Source organism: Nocardia wallacei (assembly GCF_029868745.1).
In the GTDB taxonomy this organism is placed as follows: Bacteria; Actinomycetota; Actinomycetes; order Mycobacteriales; family Mycobacteriaceae; genus Nocardia; species Nocardia wallacei_B.
Genome location: NZ_JARWOP010000089.1, coordinates 1 through 14,702 on the forward strand (window position 1 = coordinate 1; position 14,702 = coordinate 14,702).

15 protein-coding genes and 1 pseudogene are annotated in these 14,702 nt (G+C 70.4%); 8 read left to right on the top strand and 8 right to left on the bottom strand.

The window, feature by feature from the left end; all coding sequences use genetic code 11:
• The 3 genes and pseudogenes from QH470_RS06705 to QH470_RS06715 form a co-directional block, all read right to left on the bottom strand.
• A pseudogene (locus QH470_RS06705) lies at nt 1-106 on the bottom strand (TIGR02453 family protein); the annotation flags it as partial.
• A gap of 10 nt (nt 107-116) precedes the next feature.
• Entirely contained in the window at nt 117-2,747 is a 2,631-nt protein-coding gene (locus QH470_RS06710) for an ABC transporter permease (protein WP_280271396.1), read from the bottom strand.
• Nucleotides 2,747-3,517, bottom strand: coding sequence for an ABC transporter ATP-binding protein (locus tag QH470_RS06715; RefSeq protein ID WP_280271397.1), 771 nt, complete (start codon nt 3,515-3,517; stop codon nt 2,747-2,749). The genes QH470_RS06710 and QH470_RS06715 overlap by 1 nt, the downstream gene beginning before the upstream one ends.
• 134 nt (nt 3,518-3,651) lie before the next feature.
• Between QH470_RS06715 and QH470_RS06720 the strand changes: the two genes are divergently transcribed.
• On the top strand, nt 3,652-4,338 hold the full coding sequence (locus QH470_RS06720; RefSeq protein WP_342228421.1) for a phosphatase PAP2 family protein: 687 nt from the start codon (nt 3,652-3,654) through the stop codon (nt 4,336-4,338).
• Here the strand turns inward: QH470_RS06720 and QH470_RS06725 are convergent.
• On the bottom strand, nt 4,316-5,566 hold the full coding sequence (locus QH470_RS06725; protein WP_342213877.1) for a serine/threonine-protein kinase: 1,251 nt from the start codon (nt 5,564-5,566) through the stop codon (nt 4,316-4,318). The two genes, QH470_RS06720 and QH470_RS06725, sit on opposite strands and share 23 nt — an antisense overlap.
• A gap of 156 nt (nt 5,567-5,722) precedes the next feature.
• Here QH470_RS06725 and QH470_RS06730 point away from each other — a divergent pair, with 156 nt between their 5' ends.
• From QH470_RS06730 to QH470_RS06750, 5 genes are all read left to right on the top strand, one after another.
• Nucleotides 5,723-6,493: a deoxyribonuclease IV gene (locus QH470_RS06730; protein WP_280271398.1), complete on the top strand. Its 771-nt coding sequence runs from the start codon at nt 5,723-5,725 to the stop codon at nt 6,491-6,493.
• A 132-nt stretch (nt 6,494-6,625) separates the two neighbouring features.
• Nucleotides 6,626-7,558, top strand: coding sequence for a TauD/TfdA dioxygenase family protein (locus QH470_RS06735; RefSeq protein WP_280271399.1), 933 nt, complete (start codon nt 6,626-6,628; stop codon nt 7,556-7,558).
• 69 nt (nt 7,559-7,627) lie between these two features.
• The gene (locus QH470_RS06740) at nt 7,628-8,839 is read left to right on the top strand and encodes a CaiB/BaiF CoA transferase family protein (protein ID WP_280271400.1); all 1,212 of its coding nucleotides are present in this window, start codon (nt 7,628-7,630) and stop codon (nt 8,837-8,839) included.
• Nucleotides 8,839-9,750 carry a beta/alpha barrel domain-containing protein gene (locus QH470_RS06745; protein ID WP_280271401.1) on the top strand — a complete coding sequence of 304 codons (912 nt, stop codon included), beginning with the start codon at nt 8,839-8,841 and terminating at the stop codon, nt 9,748-9,750. Before QH470_RS06740 ends, QH470_RS06745 begins: the two co-directional genes overlap by 1 nt.
• Before the next feature lie 505 nt (nt 9,751-10,255).
• Entirely contained in the window at nt 10,256-10,930 is a 675-nt protein-coding gene (locus QH470_RS06750) for a phosphoribosyltransferase family protein (protein WP_280271402.1), read from the top strand.
• A gap of 12 nt (nt 10,931-10,942) precedes the next feature.
• On the opposite strand, the gene QH470_RS06755 is transcribed toward QH470_RS06750, so the two are convergent.
• Nucleotides 10,943-11,605: a TetR/AcrR family transcriptional regulator gene (locus QH470_RS06755; protein ID WP_280271403.1), complete on the bottom strand. Its 663-nt coding sequence runs from the start codon at nt 11,603-11,605 to the stop codon at nt 10,943-10,945.
• Here QH470_RS06755 and QH470_RS06760 point away from each other — a divergent pair.
• On the top strand, nt 11,597-11,875 hold the full coding sequence (locus tag QH470_RS06760; RefSeq protein WP_280271404.1) for an aromatic-ring hydroxylase C-terminal domain-containing protein: 279 nt from the start codon (nt 11,597-11,599) through the stop codon (nt 11,873-11,875). The genes QH470_RS06755 and QH470_RS06760 overlap by 9 nt on opposite strands.
• A 13-nt stretch (nt 11,876-11,888) precedes the next feature.
• On the opposite strand, the gene QH470_RS06765 is transcribed toward QH470_RS06760, so the two are convergent.
• Together QH470_RS06765 and QH470_RS06770 are read right to left on the bottom strand one after the other, a co-directional pair.
• Nucleotides 11,889-12,704, bottom strand: a complete 816-nt coding sequence (locus QH470_RS06765; protein ID WP_280271405.1) for a GNAT family N-acetyltransferase — start codon at nt 12,702-12,704, stop codon at nt 11,889-11,891.
• A 55-nt stretch (nt 12,705-12,759) separates the two neighbouring features.
• On the bottom strand, nt 12,760-13,011 hold the full coding sequence (locus QH470_RS06770) for a hypothetical protein (protein ID WP_280271406.1): 252 nt from the start codon (nt 13,009-13,011) through the stop codon (nt 12,760-12,762).
• Nucleotides 13,012-13,293: 282 nt separating this feature from the next.
• On the opposite strand from QH470_RS06770, the gene QH470_RS06775 reads away from it, so the two are divergent.
• Nucleotides 13,294-13,824 (top strand): hypothetical protein, encoded by a 531-nt coding sequence (locus tag QH470_RS06775; RefSeq protein WP_280271407.1) that lies wholly within the window; start codon nt 13,294-13,296, stop codon nt 13,822-13,824.
• 4 nt (nt 13,825-13,828) lie between these two features.
• On the opposite strand, the gene QH470_RS06780 is transcribed toward QH470_RS06775, so the two are convergent.
• A partial coding sequence (locus QH470_RS06780; RefSeq protein WP_280271408.1) for an acyl-CoA dehydrogenase family protein occupies nt 13,829-14,702 on the bottom strand: 874 nt, incomplete at its 5' end.

The following is a 14,702-nucleotide window of genomic DNA, read 5'->3' on the forward strand; positions in this document are numbered from 1 at the left end:
GCTCGTAGACGTGCTTGTTGGCGGCCCAGAACGTCTTCGAATTGTCGGCCTCGAGGTCTTCGTAGAAGTCCAGGCCCGCGAACGGGAACCCCGCGAACTCGCTCATGCAGATCAACCTATCGCCCGCGTGCGGGGGCGGGGCGCCGGGGGGGGGGGCCCGGCAGGGGGGGGGGGGGGTTTGGGGGGGCCGTTTTAAGCCCCGGGGGCGCGCCCGTGGGGAAAACCACGCGGGGTGGGGGGGGGCCCCCCGGGGGGGGGGGCCGCGCGGCCCGCACGCCCGGCCAGAGCGCGGCGAGCACACCGACGATCGCCGACCCGACGAGCATCAGCACGATCTGATCCCAGGGCACGGCGATGGTGCTCAGGCCCAGATCGCGCAGGGTACGCAGGAATCCGACCCCGAGCCCGAGCCCGAGCACCACCCCGACGACCGCCCCGAACACGGCGATCAGCATCGACTCCAGATAGATCGTCCGCCGCACCTGACGCCGCTGCATGCCGACCGCGCGGAGCATGCCGATCTCGCGACGCCGCTCGACCACCGACAGCGCCAGCGTATTGACGATGCCGAGCACGGCGATCACCACCGCCAGCGCCAGCAGCCCGTAGAGGATCGCCAGCATGGTGTTGATCTGCTGGCCCTGCGCCCCCTTGAATTCCTCCCGGTCCTGCACCTGCACCACCACGTAGGGAGCGGTGGCCTTCTCCAGATCGTCGCGCATCGCGGACAGGTCCGCGCCGGGCACGGCCTGGATCAGCACCAGCACATCGGTGCGCAGCGCCACCGGCATCACCTGGTTGTACAGCGCCGGCGATACCACCAGCGGGCCGAGCAACTGGGTGTCCTTGTAGATGCCGGACACGGTGACGGTGAACTTCTTGTTGTCCACGCTGGTCAGCTCGACCCGCTGACCGGCGTGCCAATTCCGTTCGCCCGCTTCGGTTTCCGAGACCAGAATGTCGTCGTCGCCGAGCGTGCCAGGGCCGGAACGCACTTCGTAGTTCAGCACGTGGTCCAGCGGACCGCTGGGCGAGGTGCCGAACAACTGATCGTCGCCGATCTTCATCACGACGCCGCGCACCGCGACCACATTCCCCACTCCCGCAACGTCTTTCGTCGCCTGCCCGGCGCCGAGCGGGACACCGATCATCTGCGGACCGGCCAGCACGTAGTCGGCCTTCACGCCCTTGTCCACGAGTTCCCCGACACTGGCCTTGGCCGAGGTACCCAGCATGCCGATCAGCGACACCAGCATCAGCCCCAGCGTGAGCGCGAACGCGGTGGCGGCGGTGCGGCGCGGATTGCGGACGGCGTTGTTGCGGGCCATCCGCCCGATCGGCCCGAACGGCCGGATCAGCACCGCGAGACCGTTCAACACCGGCCGCGACAGCGCGGGCGAGGCGAACAGCACCGCGAAAATCAATGCGGCGGCGCCGATTCCGACGGTCAGCGCGGCATTGCCGCCGGTGTTGCGCGAGCCCAGCAGCACCAGCACGACACCGGCCACGGCCAGCACCGCGCCGGCGAGCGTGCGCACCCGCAGCGACTCCCCGACCGGCGCGAACTCCTCGCGCATGGCCTCCACCGGCGGGATCTTCGCGGCCCGCCGGGCCGGTGCATAGGCCGACGCCACGGTGACCACCAGCCCGACGCCGAGCGCCGCGAGCACCGTGCGGGGCAGCACCTGCATGGTGCCGGTGGGCAGCCCGAGATCGAAGGCGTTCAGCAGCGCCGACAATCCGAACGCCAGCCCCACGCCCCCGGCCAGACCGATGGCGCTGCCGACCAATCCGATGACGGCCGCCTCCGACACCACCGACCAGCCGACCTGGCGCCGGCTCGCGCCCACCGCGCGCAGCAGCGCCAGTTCGCGCAGCCGCTGCGCCACGATCATCGAGAAGGTGTTGTAGATGATGAACGTGCCCACCAGCAGCGCGATCGCGCCGAACGCCAGCAGGAAGTAGTTCACGAATTTCAGGGCATTGCCGACCTGCGCCTTCAGATCCTCGCGCACCTGGTCGCCGTCCATCACCTTGTACTGCGGCAGCGCCTGGGCGATGCGGTCCCGCAGCGTCTGATCCGAAACGCCGGACACCGCGGCGACATCCAGATACGCCACGTGCTGTCCGTCGGTGAACAGCTGCCGGGCCTGCGCGTCCTCGAACAGCACGCCGATGAAACCGCCGGTGTCGGAGGGCACGTCGTAGACGCCGGTGATGGTGACATCGAGGTTGCCGTGCGAGGGGATCAGGATCTTGGCGCGGTCGCCGACGCCCAGGCCCGCACGCTCGGCGCCACCGGCGTTGAGAGCGATCTCGTCCGCGCGGCTCGGTGCGACGCCCTCGACGAACTTCTCCGGTTCCGCGATCGCCCGATCCGGCGGCAGGTAGGACTTGCCCCAGCTGGGCGCGCCGCCGGTCTGCACGGCGTGCCCGTCCTTCAACAGCACCACCGGGCCCTGCACGGCGGGGGCGATCGCGCGGACACCGTCGGTCGTGGCGATCTTGTCCACGACGTCGTTCGGCAGCCCGAGGGACTGCCGCTCCTTCGGCTCCACCCGCACATCGACGCCCTTGGCCTGCCCGGCGAAGATGCCGTCGAAGGTGCTCTGCAAGGTATCGGTGAACACGAAGGACCCCGCGATGAACGCGGTTCCGAGGATCACCGAGAGCACCGTCAACGCCAGCCGCACCTTGTGCGCGGCCAAATTGCGCAAGGCCACCTTGCGCATCGGATTCGCGGCCATCAGACGTTCTCCAGCGACTTCATCCTGTCCAGCACCGATTCCGCGGTGGGCCCGCGCAATTCGTCGACGATGCGTCCGTCGGCGAGGAAGATCACGCGGTCGGCGTAGGCGGCGGCGTGCGGCTCGTGGGTCACGATCACCACGGTCTGGCCGAATTCGTCGACCGAGGCCCGCAGGATCGACAGCACCTCGCCGGACGAACGCGAATCCAGATTGCCGGTCGGCTCGTCGCCGAAGATGATGTCGGGCTTGCCCGCGAGCGCCCGCGCGCACGCGACCCGCTGCTGCTGACCGCCGGACAGCTCGCTCGGCCGGTGGTCGAGCCGGTCGCCCAGGCCGAGGCGTTTGATCACCGTCTGCAGCCATTCGTCGTCGGGGCGGCGGCCCGCGATGTCCAGCGGCAGCGTGATGTTCTCGAGCGCCGTGAGGGTGGGAACCAGATTGAACGCCTGGAAGACGAAGCCGATGCGGTCGCGCCGCAGCTGGGTCATCTGCTTGTCCGACAGCTCGGTCAGGTCGGTGTCGCCGATGTGCACCGTGCCGGTAGTGGCGCTGTCGAGCCCGGCCAGGCAGTGCATGAGCGTCGACTTCCCGGATCCGGAGGGGCCCATGATGGCGGTGAACTCACGCGGCGCGAACGTGGCGGACACCCCGTCGAGGGCTCGCACCTGCGTGTCCCCCGATCCGTACAGCTTCACCAGGTCGGTCGCGCGGGCCGCGGATGCCGTGGGTTCGGCGTCCGATTCGGTGCTCAGGGCATCGGCAGTCATGCCTCCCAGTGTTCCGGGACGGGAACGCGCGCGCCATCGGGGGATACCCCCAATACCTCGGGGCAATGTTTCCGCCGTCCCGGCCGTCCGCCGCTCCCGCCCGGGTCCGATCGCGCGCGCATATCCTCGTGACCATGGTCTGGGTCGCGTTGGTTGCACTGGTCGCCGTGGTCGCCGCGCTGACCACGGGCGTCGTCACGGGAGACGGCACGGTTCGGATCGACGGCCCGGTGCTGGATTGGGCTGTGGCACAACGCGCGAACGGCCTCACCCCCGTCGCCCGGACGATCACGGATTTCGGCGACACCCTCTCGATGACGATCCTGGCGGTGTTGATGGGCGCCTGGCTGGCGTGGCGGCAGCGGTGGCCGGAATTGGCGCTGACCGCGGTGGTGGGCGCGGGCGCCGGGCTGACGGTGCTGGTGATGAAGGCCCTCGTCGGCCGCCGTCGCCCGGGGGTGGAACATCTCGTCACCGAGACGACCCACTCGTTTCCGTCCGGCCACACCCTCGGTTCCACCGCGGTGGTGGGCGTGGTCACCGCCGTCACGGTGCTGTCGCTGCGGCAGCGGATACTGCGCGCCGCCGTGGCCGCGGTCGCCGTGCTGTTCGTGCTCGCGGTGGGGATGTCGCGGGTGTACCTCGGCGTGCACTGGCCCACCGACGTGCTCGCGGGCTGGGCGCTCGGAGCCCTGTGGACGATCGCGGGCGTGGCGTCGCTGCGGCGCTACACCGCCCGCGCCGGGTCCGCGCACCGCACGAAAACCGAAGCGACAGAGCCCGAATCCGCGACCGGCCTCAGCCCGACAGCGCGGCGATGAGCACCAGTAACACCAGCAACAGCACCACCACGCCGATGATGATGCCGATGACCACCCCGTTGTTCGACTTGGGCGGCTGCGGCGGATAGCCGTATCCGCCCTGCTGCGGGTACTGCGGAGCGGGCCGATACACCGGCTGCGGCGGTGGCGTCGCCGCGCGGAGGGAGGCCGCCGTCGGCTGCGGGGCCGGACCCGCGGTCGGCATCCCCGGACCCGTCGGCGGGCGCGGCGAGAGCGGCATACCCGGACCGCTCGGCGGCCGCTGCGCCATCGGCGTCCCGTGGCCGGTCGGCGGATGCGCGACGGGATTGCTCGGGCCCGTGCCCGGCCGCCCCGCCGTCGGCATCGCCGGGCCGGTATACGGCCGTCCCGCGACCGGCATCGCCGGCGCGCTGGGCGCGGCGAACGCGCGCCGGGCGGCGGCCGCGAAGTCGGCACAGGTCGGGAACCTGTCCTCCGGGCGCTTGGCCATCGCCTTCAGCAGTACGCCGTCCAGCGCGCCGGGCAAGCCCTGCCGCACGCTGCTCAATGCCGGTGGCGGACCCTGCAGGTGGCCGCGGATGACGGCCGCCGGGTTGGGCGCGGTGAACGGGCCGCGGCCGGTGAGCAGCCAGAACAGGCTGCACGCCAGCGAGTACTGGTCCGAGCGCCCGTCCAGCGACGCACCGGTGAGCTGTTCCGGCGAGGCGTAGGCCAGGGTCGCGGTGAACGTCCCGGTCTGGGTCAGGTGACCGCCGTCGTCCCGCAGCCGCGCGATGCCGAAGTCGGTGAGGTAGACCCGCTCGCCCTTGCCGCCGGTCGCGCGGGCCAGCAGCATATTGCCGGGCTTCACGTCGCGGTGCAGCACGCCGTTGTCGTGCGCGTAGTCCAGCGCCTCGGCGACCTCCTGCACGACCTGCACCGCCCGCTCCGGCGGCAGCCGGCTCGGGTCCACGCCGCCGGCGTCGATGCCGTCGACGAACTGCATGGAGATCCACAGCTGGCCGTCCTCGAGGCCGCGGTCGTAGACGGTGACGATCTTCGGATGGTCGAGCTGAGCGACCAGGTCGGCCTCGCGCTCGAAGCGGGCCCGGATCTCGGCGTCCGCCACCATCTCCCGGTTGAGCAGCTTCAACGCCGTCATGCGCGGCAGTCGAGGATGTTTGGCGAGGTACACCGATCCCATGCCACCGCGGCCCAGTTGCCGCTCGATGACATACCCGGCGAAGACGTCACCGTTGCCCAGCATGTCCGCTCCCACTTCCCGTGTCGCGCACCGGGTCCGCCGGCGCACGGCCGTACCGCAGATGAACCCCCGTCGCCGCCCTCGGCCGACCACGGAAAACACCGAAACCATAGCAGTCCGGACCACCGCGGTGTCGGTGCCTACCGATACGCTCCACCCATGCGCATTGGAGCACACGTCCGCCAAGACAGTGATCCGATCGGCTTCGGTGAGCGGTTGGGCGCCGAGGTCATCCAGATGTTCGTGGTGGACCCGCAGAGCTGGGACAAACCACAACCGCACCCGCAGGCGGAGCAGATCAAGGCCAGCCCGATCGACGTGGTGGTGCACTCCACCTATCAGATCAACGTGGCCAGCACGAACAACCGGCTGCGCATGCCCTCGCGCAACGCGGTGGCGCAGCAGGCGCAGGCCGCCGCCGACCTGGGCGCGTTCGGCCTCGTCGTGCACGGCGGTCACGTCCGTTCCGACGCCGAGATCGAGGCGGGAATCGTCAACTGGCGCAAGCTGTTCGAACGCCAGCAGGACAAGGGCGGGTTCGCCGTCCCGATCCTGATCGAGAACACTGCCGGCGGAAACCACGCCATGGCACGGCATTTCGACTCCATCGCCCGGCTGTGGGACCAGGTGGGCGAGTTCAGCGCGGGATTCTGCCTCGACACCTGCCACGCGTGGGCCGGCGGCGAGGAGCTGATCGGCGTGGTGGACCGGATCCGGGCCATCACCGGCCGCATCGACCTGGTGCACCTGAACTCCTCGCGCGACGACTTCAACTCCGGCGCCGACCGGCACGCCAATTTCGCCGACGGCACCATCGACCCGCAACTGCTGGCCGAGGTGTGCCGCACCGCCGACGCGCCGGTCGTACTGGAGACGCCGGCCGAGGGCATCGCGGAAGACCTTGCCTACCTGCGCGAACACGTGAGCTGACGCGGTTGCGGGCCGCGCGGTGAATTCCCCGCGCCCGCCCGGGGTTTCGATCCGGCTGACCGCAACCCTGTTCCGCGCCGGGCCGCGGTGGTGTCCTCGGAGCGTTGTTCGTTTTCGAGAAAGGCCCTTGGTATGTCAGTCGCTCAGGCAGCAGGCACCGTGACCGCCGTCAAGCTCGGCACCCACATCGGCGCGCGGATCGAGGGGGTCCGGCTCGGCGGTGACCTGGACGCGGACACCGTCGCCGCCCTCCGCGCGGCGCTCAACGAGCACAAGGTGATCTTCTTCCGCGACCAGCACCACCTGACCGAGGACGGCCAGTACGAGTTCGCGCAACTGCTCGGCAGCCCCACCACCCCGCATCCGACGGTCACGTCGGCGGGCGTGAAGAGTCTGGCCATCGACTCGCACCGCGGCCGCGCCAACAGCTGGCACACTGATGTCACCTTCGTCGACCGGGTGCCGAAGGCCTCGATCCTGCGCGCGGTCACGCTGCCGAGCTACGGCGGCTCCACCACCTGGGCCTCCACCGTCGCGGCGTACGACTCGCTGCCGGAACCGCTCAAGCGGCTGGCGGAGAGCCTGCGCGCCCGCCACACCAACCAGTACGATTACGCCGCCGCGCAAGAGGATTCGCCGAACGAGAAGGCCAGGGCCTACCGCGCCGAGTTCCAGTCCACCTTCTACGAGACCGAGCACCCGGTGGTGCGCGTCCACCCGGAAACCGGTGAACGCGCGCTGCTGCTCGGCCATTTCGTGAAGCAGATCGTCGGCCTGCCGAGCAACGAATCGCACGCGCTGTTCCGGCTGTTCCAGGACCGGGTGACCCGGCTCGAGCACACCACCCGCTGGAACTGGTCGCTCGGCGACGTCGCCATCTGGGACAACCGCGCCACCCAGCACTACGCCATCGACGACTACGATGGCGCCGAACACCGCAAGCTGACCCGCATCACCCTCGCCGGTGACGTCCCGGTCGGCGTCGACGGCCGCGCCAGCGAGGTGATCTCGGGCAACGCCGATCACTACTCGGTCATCGATGAGGTCCGGCCGACGGCGGCGTAGTCGAGCGCGTCCCGATCCGGTCCGCCCGCACCCCGGCCGCCCGCCGATCCGACCGTGGATACTGTCCCCATGGAGATTCGGCCGCTGGACGGGGTGCGGGTACTGGAGCTCGGCAACTACATCGCGGCGCCCACCGCCGGCCGCATCCTCGGCGACTTCGGCGCCGAGGTGATCAAGGTCGAACGCCCGAAAACCGGTGACGAACTGCGCAATTGGCGACTCTACGGCGGCGACACGTCGATGCTGTACCGCACCGTGAACCGCAACAAGAAGTCGATCACGCTCGATTTGCGCACCGCGGCCGGGCGCGCGGTCGTGCTGGATCTGATCCGGCAGTGCGATGTGCTGCTGGAGAACTTCCGGCCCGGGATGCTGGAGAAGTGGGGGCTGGGCCCGGAGGTACTGAGCGCCGCCAAGCCGGACCTCGTCATCACCCGCATCTCCGCCTACGGTCAGACGGGACCGCTGGCCGACCGGCCCGGCTTCGCCGCGGTCGCCGAGGCGGTCGGCGGCCTGCGCGGGTTGGTCGGCGATCCGGATCGGCCGCCGGTGCGGGTCGGCGTCTCGATCGGCGATTCGATCGCGGGCATCTACGCCGCGTTCGGCACGGTGATGGCGCTGTTCCAGCGGGACCGCACCGGCACACCGCTGCCGCTGCCGCAGCGCGTCATCGATGTGGCCCTCAACGAATCGATCCTGTCGGTGATGGAATCGCTGGTGCCCGACTATTTCGCCTACGGCATCACCCGCGAACGCGTGGGCGGCCGTATGGAGGGCATCGCCCCCAGCAACGCCTACCCCTGCGCCGACGGCGCCAGCATCATCATCGGCGGCAACGGCGACGCCATCTTCCAGCGCTACATGCGGGTGATCGGCCGGGCCGACCTGGCCGACGATCCGGAACTGGCCGACAACGCCGGCCGCTGGCGGCACCGCGACCGCCTCGACGCCGCCATCGCCGAGTGGACTCGGCGGCACACCCGCGACGAGGCGCTGGCGCTGCTGGAGGCCGCGGCCATTCCGAGCGGGCCGATCTACACGGCCGCCGATATCGCCGCGGACCCGCAGTACCGGGCCCGCAACATGATTCAGCGATTCCGGGTGGACGTCGGCGAATCCGAGCCGAAGGAGGTCGGCTTCCCGGGTATCGTGCCGGTGATCGGCGGGCAGTCGCTGCCCATCCGGACGGTGGGCCCGGACCTGGGCGAGCACACCCACGAGGTGCTGTCCGGTCTGCTGCGGATGTCGGACGCGGAGATCGACGCGCTGGAGGTCAACTGATGCTGCGCGATGTGACGCTGCGCGACGGCCTGCAGCTGACCGGCAAGGTGCTGCCGACCGAACGCAAGATCGAGATCACCCGCACGCTGCTCCGGCTCGGCGTGCCCGAACTGGAGATCGGGTCGATGGCGCGGCCGGACCTGGTGCCGCCGATGGCCAACACCTTGGCATTGGTGGCCGCGCTGGAACCCGAAGAGCTGCAACGCTGCTGGGTATGGGTGGCGACGCCGCGGCAGGTCGCCCGGGCGGCCGAGGCGGGGGTGCGCAATTTCCAGTACTGCCTGTCGGTCTCCGACGCGCACAACAAGGCGAACATCGGCCGCACCGCCGAGGACAGCGTGGCCGCCATGCCGGACGCGATCCGGCTGGCGCGGCAGGCCGGCGGGTCCATCCAGCTCTGCCTGGCGACGGCGTTCACCTGCCCGTTCGACGGGCCGGTCGACCCGGACCGGGTGCTGGCCATCGCCTCGGATCCGCGCACCGACGGCGCGGCCGATATCGTGCTCGCCGACACCCTGGGGCAGGCCCATCCCGCTCAGGTGGCCGCGCTCGTCGAGGCCGTGCGCACCCGGACTCCGCAGCGGCGCATCGTCTTCCACGGCCACGACACCTGGGGCATGGGCGTGGCGAATTCGCTGGCCGCGCTGGCCGCCGGCGCCGCGGTGGTGGACGGCTCGCTGGGCGGGCTCGGCGGCTGTCCCTTCGCTCCCGGCGCCAGTGGCAATACCTCGAGCGAGGATCTGCTGTTCGCCACCCGGCCGGACTGGTTCGCCCCGGCGACGCTGGCCGCACTGGTCGAGACGACCGAGCGGCTGCTGGCCGAACTCGGCGAGCCGAACCGGTCCCGCGCCGCCGAGGGCGCCCGGTCGAAGGCCACCGCATTCGAGTGGGTTGCGGACGCCTCCGGTTGACGCGCAACAGGTTTCGCCCCACAGTTACCGACCGGCGCCCCGGGCAATGTTTGTCTTACGAATCATCTATATCGTAAGTTCCCCCAGCACAACATATTTCAAATCCGCGACGTAAACTCCCGCATTGTCGTTCATGTGTGTTTCACACGCGGCGGCACCGGCGGCGACGTAGAATTGCTGCGTTGTCTTCCCGAGTCCAGAAACGTGGCTCGCGCCCCGGCGGTAGGCGACTCTGGAGGAGATATGGATCCTGGACTGCCCTGTCGTGTGCCAGAATCCGTTATGGCACAAGGTCTTTCGCTACCCCACAGCGATAGGACCCGGCGGCGCGGTGACCGATTCCGTCGGCCCGCATCCCTGCCCGCCACCGCTGCCACTCCGAACCGGATTGCAATCGCAAATGCAGCGCGCATTCTCAGAGCTGCCTCCCGCACCGAAAATCCCCCTCGAGACGCAACACACCAGGCGCAGGTGATTTCGTTTCCACGATCCTTCAGGAGGCTTCATGCTGTTCCTCGATCGTCGCGACGCCGGCCGCCGACTGGCCGGTCATCTGATGGCATTCCGCGGCCCCGACATCGTGGTGGTCGGTCTTGCCGGTGGGGGCGCCGCGGTGGCGTGCGCGGCCGCCGCCGAGTTGCGCGTGGCGCTCGATGTGATGGTGGTCCATCAACTGCGCACCCCGGAGCAACCGGAGCCGGCGTTCGGTGCGATCGCCGAGCGGGGCGTGCGGGTGGTGGACGGGGACCGGGCCCGCGCGCTACGCACCGGCGCGGCCGAACTCACCCGGATCGAGCGGCTGGAACGAGATGCGTTGCGGCGCCGGGTCGAACATCTGCGCGCCGCGGGCCAGCGACCCGAGTTGGCCGGGCGGACCATCGTGATCGTCGACGAGGCGCTGACGGTGGCCGCGCCCGCCCGCGCCGCCTGCCGAGCGGCGTACGCGCTCGGCGCGATCAGAGTCGTGGTGGCGGCGCCGGTAGGCGCGGAGACGGCCATCACCGGTCTGGCCGGTGATGCCGACAAGGTCGTCTGCCCGCACACCCACGATCGGATCACCGACGCGAGCGAGTACTACGAGGACTACGCGCCCCTCGACGACGACGATGTCCGCGAGTTGCTGCGCCAGGAGTCCGGTCCCGCCGCGACCACCGCCCGCCGCCTCGAGCGCACCGGCTGATCCGCGTCTGCCCTAGTCCGGGCCGGGCAGCCCCAACCGCTCGGTCAGGCCGTCGAGCAGGCAGCCGAGCGTCCACGCGACCGGATCGTCGGGTCCGGCGCCGGTGCGGCCGTGGAACCAGCGCGCGAACGCCGGATAGCGGTCGTCGGCGAGCAGCGGTTCGACGAACGGCCGCGCGGCCGCGGCCAGCTGCTCCTCGGTCTGCAGACCGCTGCGGGCGCGCATGCGCCGCTCCTCCGCCGCTTGCAGCGCGGCGCCGATCAGGTGGCCGTCGACGGCGCCGGTGAGCAGCGTCAGATCGTCGGCGCCGCGGCCCAGCGGCTCCAGCAGCGCGAACCGATAGTCGAAGTAGCGCAAGGCGTTCGGACCCAGTGGCGGTCGGGTGTGCCACAGTTCGCCGAACCACAGGTGCCGGCGGATCACGTCCCAGGTCCGCAGGGCGAGTTGCTCGAGCCCGGCCCGCCAGTGCGCCGTGTCCGCCGAAGGCATTGCGGGCAGCGGGATTTCGCCGTACACCGCGTCGATCATCAGGTCGACCAGACCGTCCTTGCTGCCGACGTAGCGGTACAGCGACATCGGCGTGGACGCGCCGACCGCCGTCGCCACTCGCCGCATGGTGAGCGCTCGCGCGCCGTCCGCGTCGGCGATGGCCAGTCCGGAACCCGTGTGCCCCACCGATTCCTGCCCGACGGGCGCTCCACCCTCGATCTGATGGGCACCGGCTTCGTCCTGCTGACGGGCCCCGCGGGGCAGCCGTGGCGAGCGCGGGACACACCGGTCGAGGTGCACGACCTGGACCGGAGCTGGTGCGCCGCAGCCGGACTCACCGACTCGGGCGCGCTACTGGTGCGGCCCGACCAGATCGTCGCGTGGCGCTCACCCACCCTGCCGCCGGATCCGGCCGCGGCCCTGCGAACGGCCCTCGACCGCATCCTGTGCGCTTGACGGACGTTGTGCGCTAAACGAACTCGTAGTGCACGAAGTTGCGCACCGGCTCGAAACCGATCGCCCGGTAGATCTTGTTCGAGGTCGGATTGGCGATATCGGTGAACAGGCAGACCTCGGAGCCGTTGTCGCGCAACAGTTTCGACACGTGCGCGGTGAGCGCGCTGGCATAGCCGCGCTCACGCCGCTCGGGCGGGGTGTAGACCGGCCCGATGCGGGTCCAGCCGTAGGCCCGGCTCTGATAGGCGGCCATCGCGACCGTCGCACCGCCGTTCTCCCACAGCCACCATCGCCCCAGGGCGATGCGCGCGCGGATGGCTTCGGCGCTCATGCCGATACCCTCCTCGCGGCGCATCTGTTCCGACCAGCGCGCACACAGTCCGATATCGGATTCCCCCGCACGCCGCGCACTTCCGGGCACCGACGGCATCGAGAGCGCACCCAGCCGATACAGCCGACTGGCGACATCGAGGCGAAATTTACTGCCGCACAGCGCCGTCCACTGCTCGGCGAACACCAGGGCGATCCCGGGCGGCCCCTCCACACCGGGCGCGTCGGGAACCCGTTCCGCGAAGGCGCGCACCAGTTCCGGCACCGCCGGGTCGGGAACGTCACCGAGATAGACGGCGTGCCCGGAGGTGCACATGCCGGTGCCGATCACCGCGCCGTCGACGTGCACCGCCGCGAAAACGGCCGGGCCGGCGGACAATCCGGTGACGAAACTGTCCACGACGGTCGCGACGACCGTATTGCGCAGTGGATCCCGCCCCAGGAACTCCGCCGCACGACGCTGGAAGGCCACCACGTCGTCGGTCAGTTCGATCCTCATACCTACCTACGGTAAGCGCCGCATCCGCTGTCGCCCACCGAGTTTCGCTGTGTGATCACACAGATTCGGCACCGTCCGCGCGCAGCTTGAGCAGGACCAGCCCGGCGGTGCAGGCCAGGATCAGGCCCGCGACGGCGACCTCCACGCGCAGCCCGGCAATGCCCAGCACCGTGCCGGTGAGCCCACCGATGAAGATCAGCCAGGCCACCACCCGGGCGACGACCGCTCCGACGGCGCGGCCGGATTCGGATGTGTCCGAATCGTTCTGCCCTACCGCGCGCAGCGGGGATGTCGAGTACGCTCCCATCACCACTCCTCGATGACGCCCGCCGATCTGCGGATTCAGCAAGTGTCATCAGCAAACTTCAGGCGTCTCACGTGTAACTTTGCTCACACGCTAGTTGCCCGTTGCCGAAACGTCACACGACACGGCCGCAAAACGCGGGTATGTAACCGATTCGATATGTGAATCGCCGTGGTTTGAGATGACTTTCGGGTATCTTGCCGAGCAACCGGACTCGTCTGGCCCGACCGCCCCGCCTTCGTTTAAGGTGAGGCCACCCGGAAACGTACGAGGAGCGGCGCACCTATGGAGAACAGGGCGGGTTCGGGGGGACGCGGGGTGGACGACGAGTCGCCACCCCGCCTGAATGCCAAGATCGCCGGCCCGGCGCTCGCCGCGGGCGCGGTGTCGCTCGGGCTGGTGCTTGTCGGATCGTGCGGGCTCGGACAGCGCGACGTCTACGTCACGCCGCCGCCGCTGAACGCCGGGCTCCAGTCGGCGCCGCCCGGCGGTGTCACCACCAAAGCCCCTGGCACGACGGCGCAGGCGGTGCTCATCCCGCCCTCGCCCAGCTGGCGGGTCGCCGTCAATCCCCCGGCGCCGCGCCGCACGCTGTCCGGTGTGCCGACCACTTCGCCCGGGGCGGAACCCGTTCCGCCCGCCGCGGGCGAGCCCGCCCGTGGCACCGAGGCGATCGACGACACCGCACCCGTCCCTACGACCACCACGACCACGCGGTCGACCACCACCCGTCCGACGACGACCCGCCCCGCACCCACGACCCGGCACGAGTCGTCGGCGGAGCAGGAGCCGTCGTCGGACGAATCGGGCAACTGACCGGTCAGAGTTCGACGAGCCCGTAGTCCCCGATCCGGTCGGCGAGCACGCGCAGATGTTCCAGCCCGCCGCCGAAGGTCCGCTCCACGGCCGTGAGCCGTGCCGTGTAGTGACTGACCGGATACTCGGTGGTGATGCCGATACCGCCGTGCATCTGCACGGCCTCCTGCCCGATGTGCCGGGCCGCGCCGCCGACCTGCAACCGGGCCCGGGAGGCCACCGCCGCGTCGACATCGCCGTCGGCCAGGGCCGCGGTGAGGTACAGGCTCATGCTCCGGGCCAGCTCCAGCGACACGTACATGTTCGCCGCGCGTTGGGTCAGGGTCTGGAACTTGGCCAGCGGGACGCCGAACTGCTTGCGGGTCTTCAGATATTCGGTGGTCAACCGCAGCGCCTCGGACATCGCGCCGACGGCCTCCGCGCACAGGCCGGCCTGCGCCGTGCCGATCGCCGCCGCGATGGTCCCGGTGCTGTCCGTCGCGTCGCCGAGCAGTTCGGCCGCGGCCGACGCGAATTCCACCTGGGCGCCGCGGCGTTCGTCGAAGGTCCGGTAGGGCTTGCGCACCACGCCCGCGTCGTCCGCGGCGACCAGGAACAGCGCCAGCGCACCGTCCGGCAGGGTCGCGCTGACCACCAGGCGGTCGGCGCAATCACCGTGCGGCACCGGGTTTTTCACGCCGGTCAGGCGGTAGCCGTCGCCGTCGGCCGCGGCCCGCGTCGCCACCACGGTGGCCGGGCCCCGAGCTACCCGCGCCACACCCCCCGTCTCGACCACCCGCTCGCAGACCTCGTCCCCGCACACCACCGGCAGATCCCGGTCCAGCACCACCACGTCGTAATCGTTCACCCCCACCCGCTCCAACGCCGCACCCCCGTCG

Excerpts from the sequence above, each read along its gene's own strand:
- QH470_RS06710 (WP_280271396.1), bottom strand. The coding sequence starts at position 2,747 with ATGGCCGCGAATCCGATGCGCAAGGTGGCCTTGCGCAATTTGGCCGCG.
- QH470_RS06715 (WP_280271397.1), bottom strand. The coding sequence starts at position 3,517 with ATGACTGCCGATGCCCTGAGCACCGAATCGGACGCCGAACCCACGGCA.
- QH470_RS06720 (WP_342228421.1), top strand. The coding sequence starts at position 3,652 with ATGGTCTGGGTCGCGTTGGTTGCACTGGTCGCCGTGGTCGCCGCGCTG.
- QH470_RS06725 (WP_342213877.1), bottom strand. The coding sequence starts at position 5,566 with ATGCTGGGCAACGGTGACGTCTTCGCCGGGTATGTCATCGAGCGGCAA.
- QH470_RS06730 (WP_280271398.1), top strand. The coding sequence starts at position 5,723 with ATGCGCATTGGAGCACACGTCCGCCAAGACAGTGATCCGATCGGCTTC.
- QH470_RS06735 (WP_280271399.1), top strand. The coding sequence starts at position 6,626 with ATGTCAGTCGCTCAGGCAGCAGGCACCGTGACCGCCGTCAAGCTCGGC.
- QH470_RS06740 (WP_280271400.1), top strand. The coding sequence starts at position 7,628 with ATGGAGATTCGGCCGCTGGACGGGGTGCGGGTACTGGAGCTCGGCAAC.
- QH470_RS06745 (WP_280271401.1), top strand. The coding sequence starts at position 8,839 with ATGCTGCGCGATGTGACGCTGCGCGACGGCCTGCAGCTGACCGGCAAG.
- QH470_RS06750 (WP_280271402.1), top strand. The coding sequence starts at position 10,256 with ATGCTGTTCCTCGATCGTCGCGACGCCGGCCGCCGACTGGCCGGTCAT.
- QH470_RS06765 (WP_280271405.1), bottom strand. The coding sequence starts at position 12,704 with ATGAGGATCGAACTGACCGACGACGTGGTGGCCTTCCAGCGTCGTGCG.
- QH470_RS06770 (WP_280271406.1), bottom strand. The coding sequence starts at position 13,011 with ATGGGAGCGTACTCGACATCCCCGCTGCGCGCGGTAGGGCAGAACGAT.
- QH470_RS06775 (WP_280271407.1), top strand. The coding sequence starts at position 13,294 with ATGGAGAACAGGGCGGGTTCGGGGGGACGCGGGGTGGACGACGAGTCG.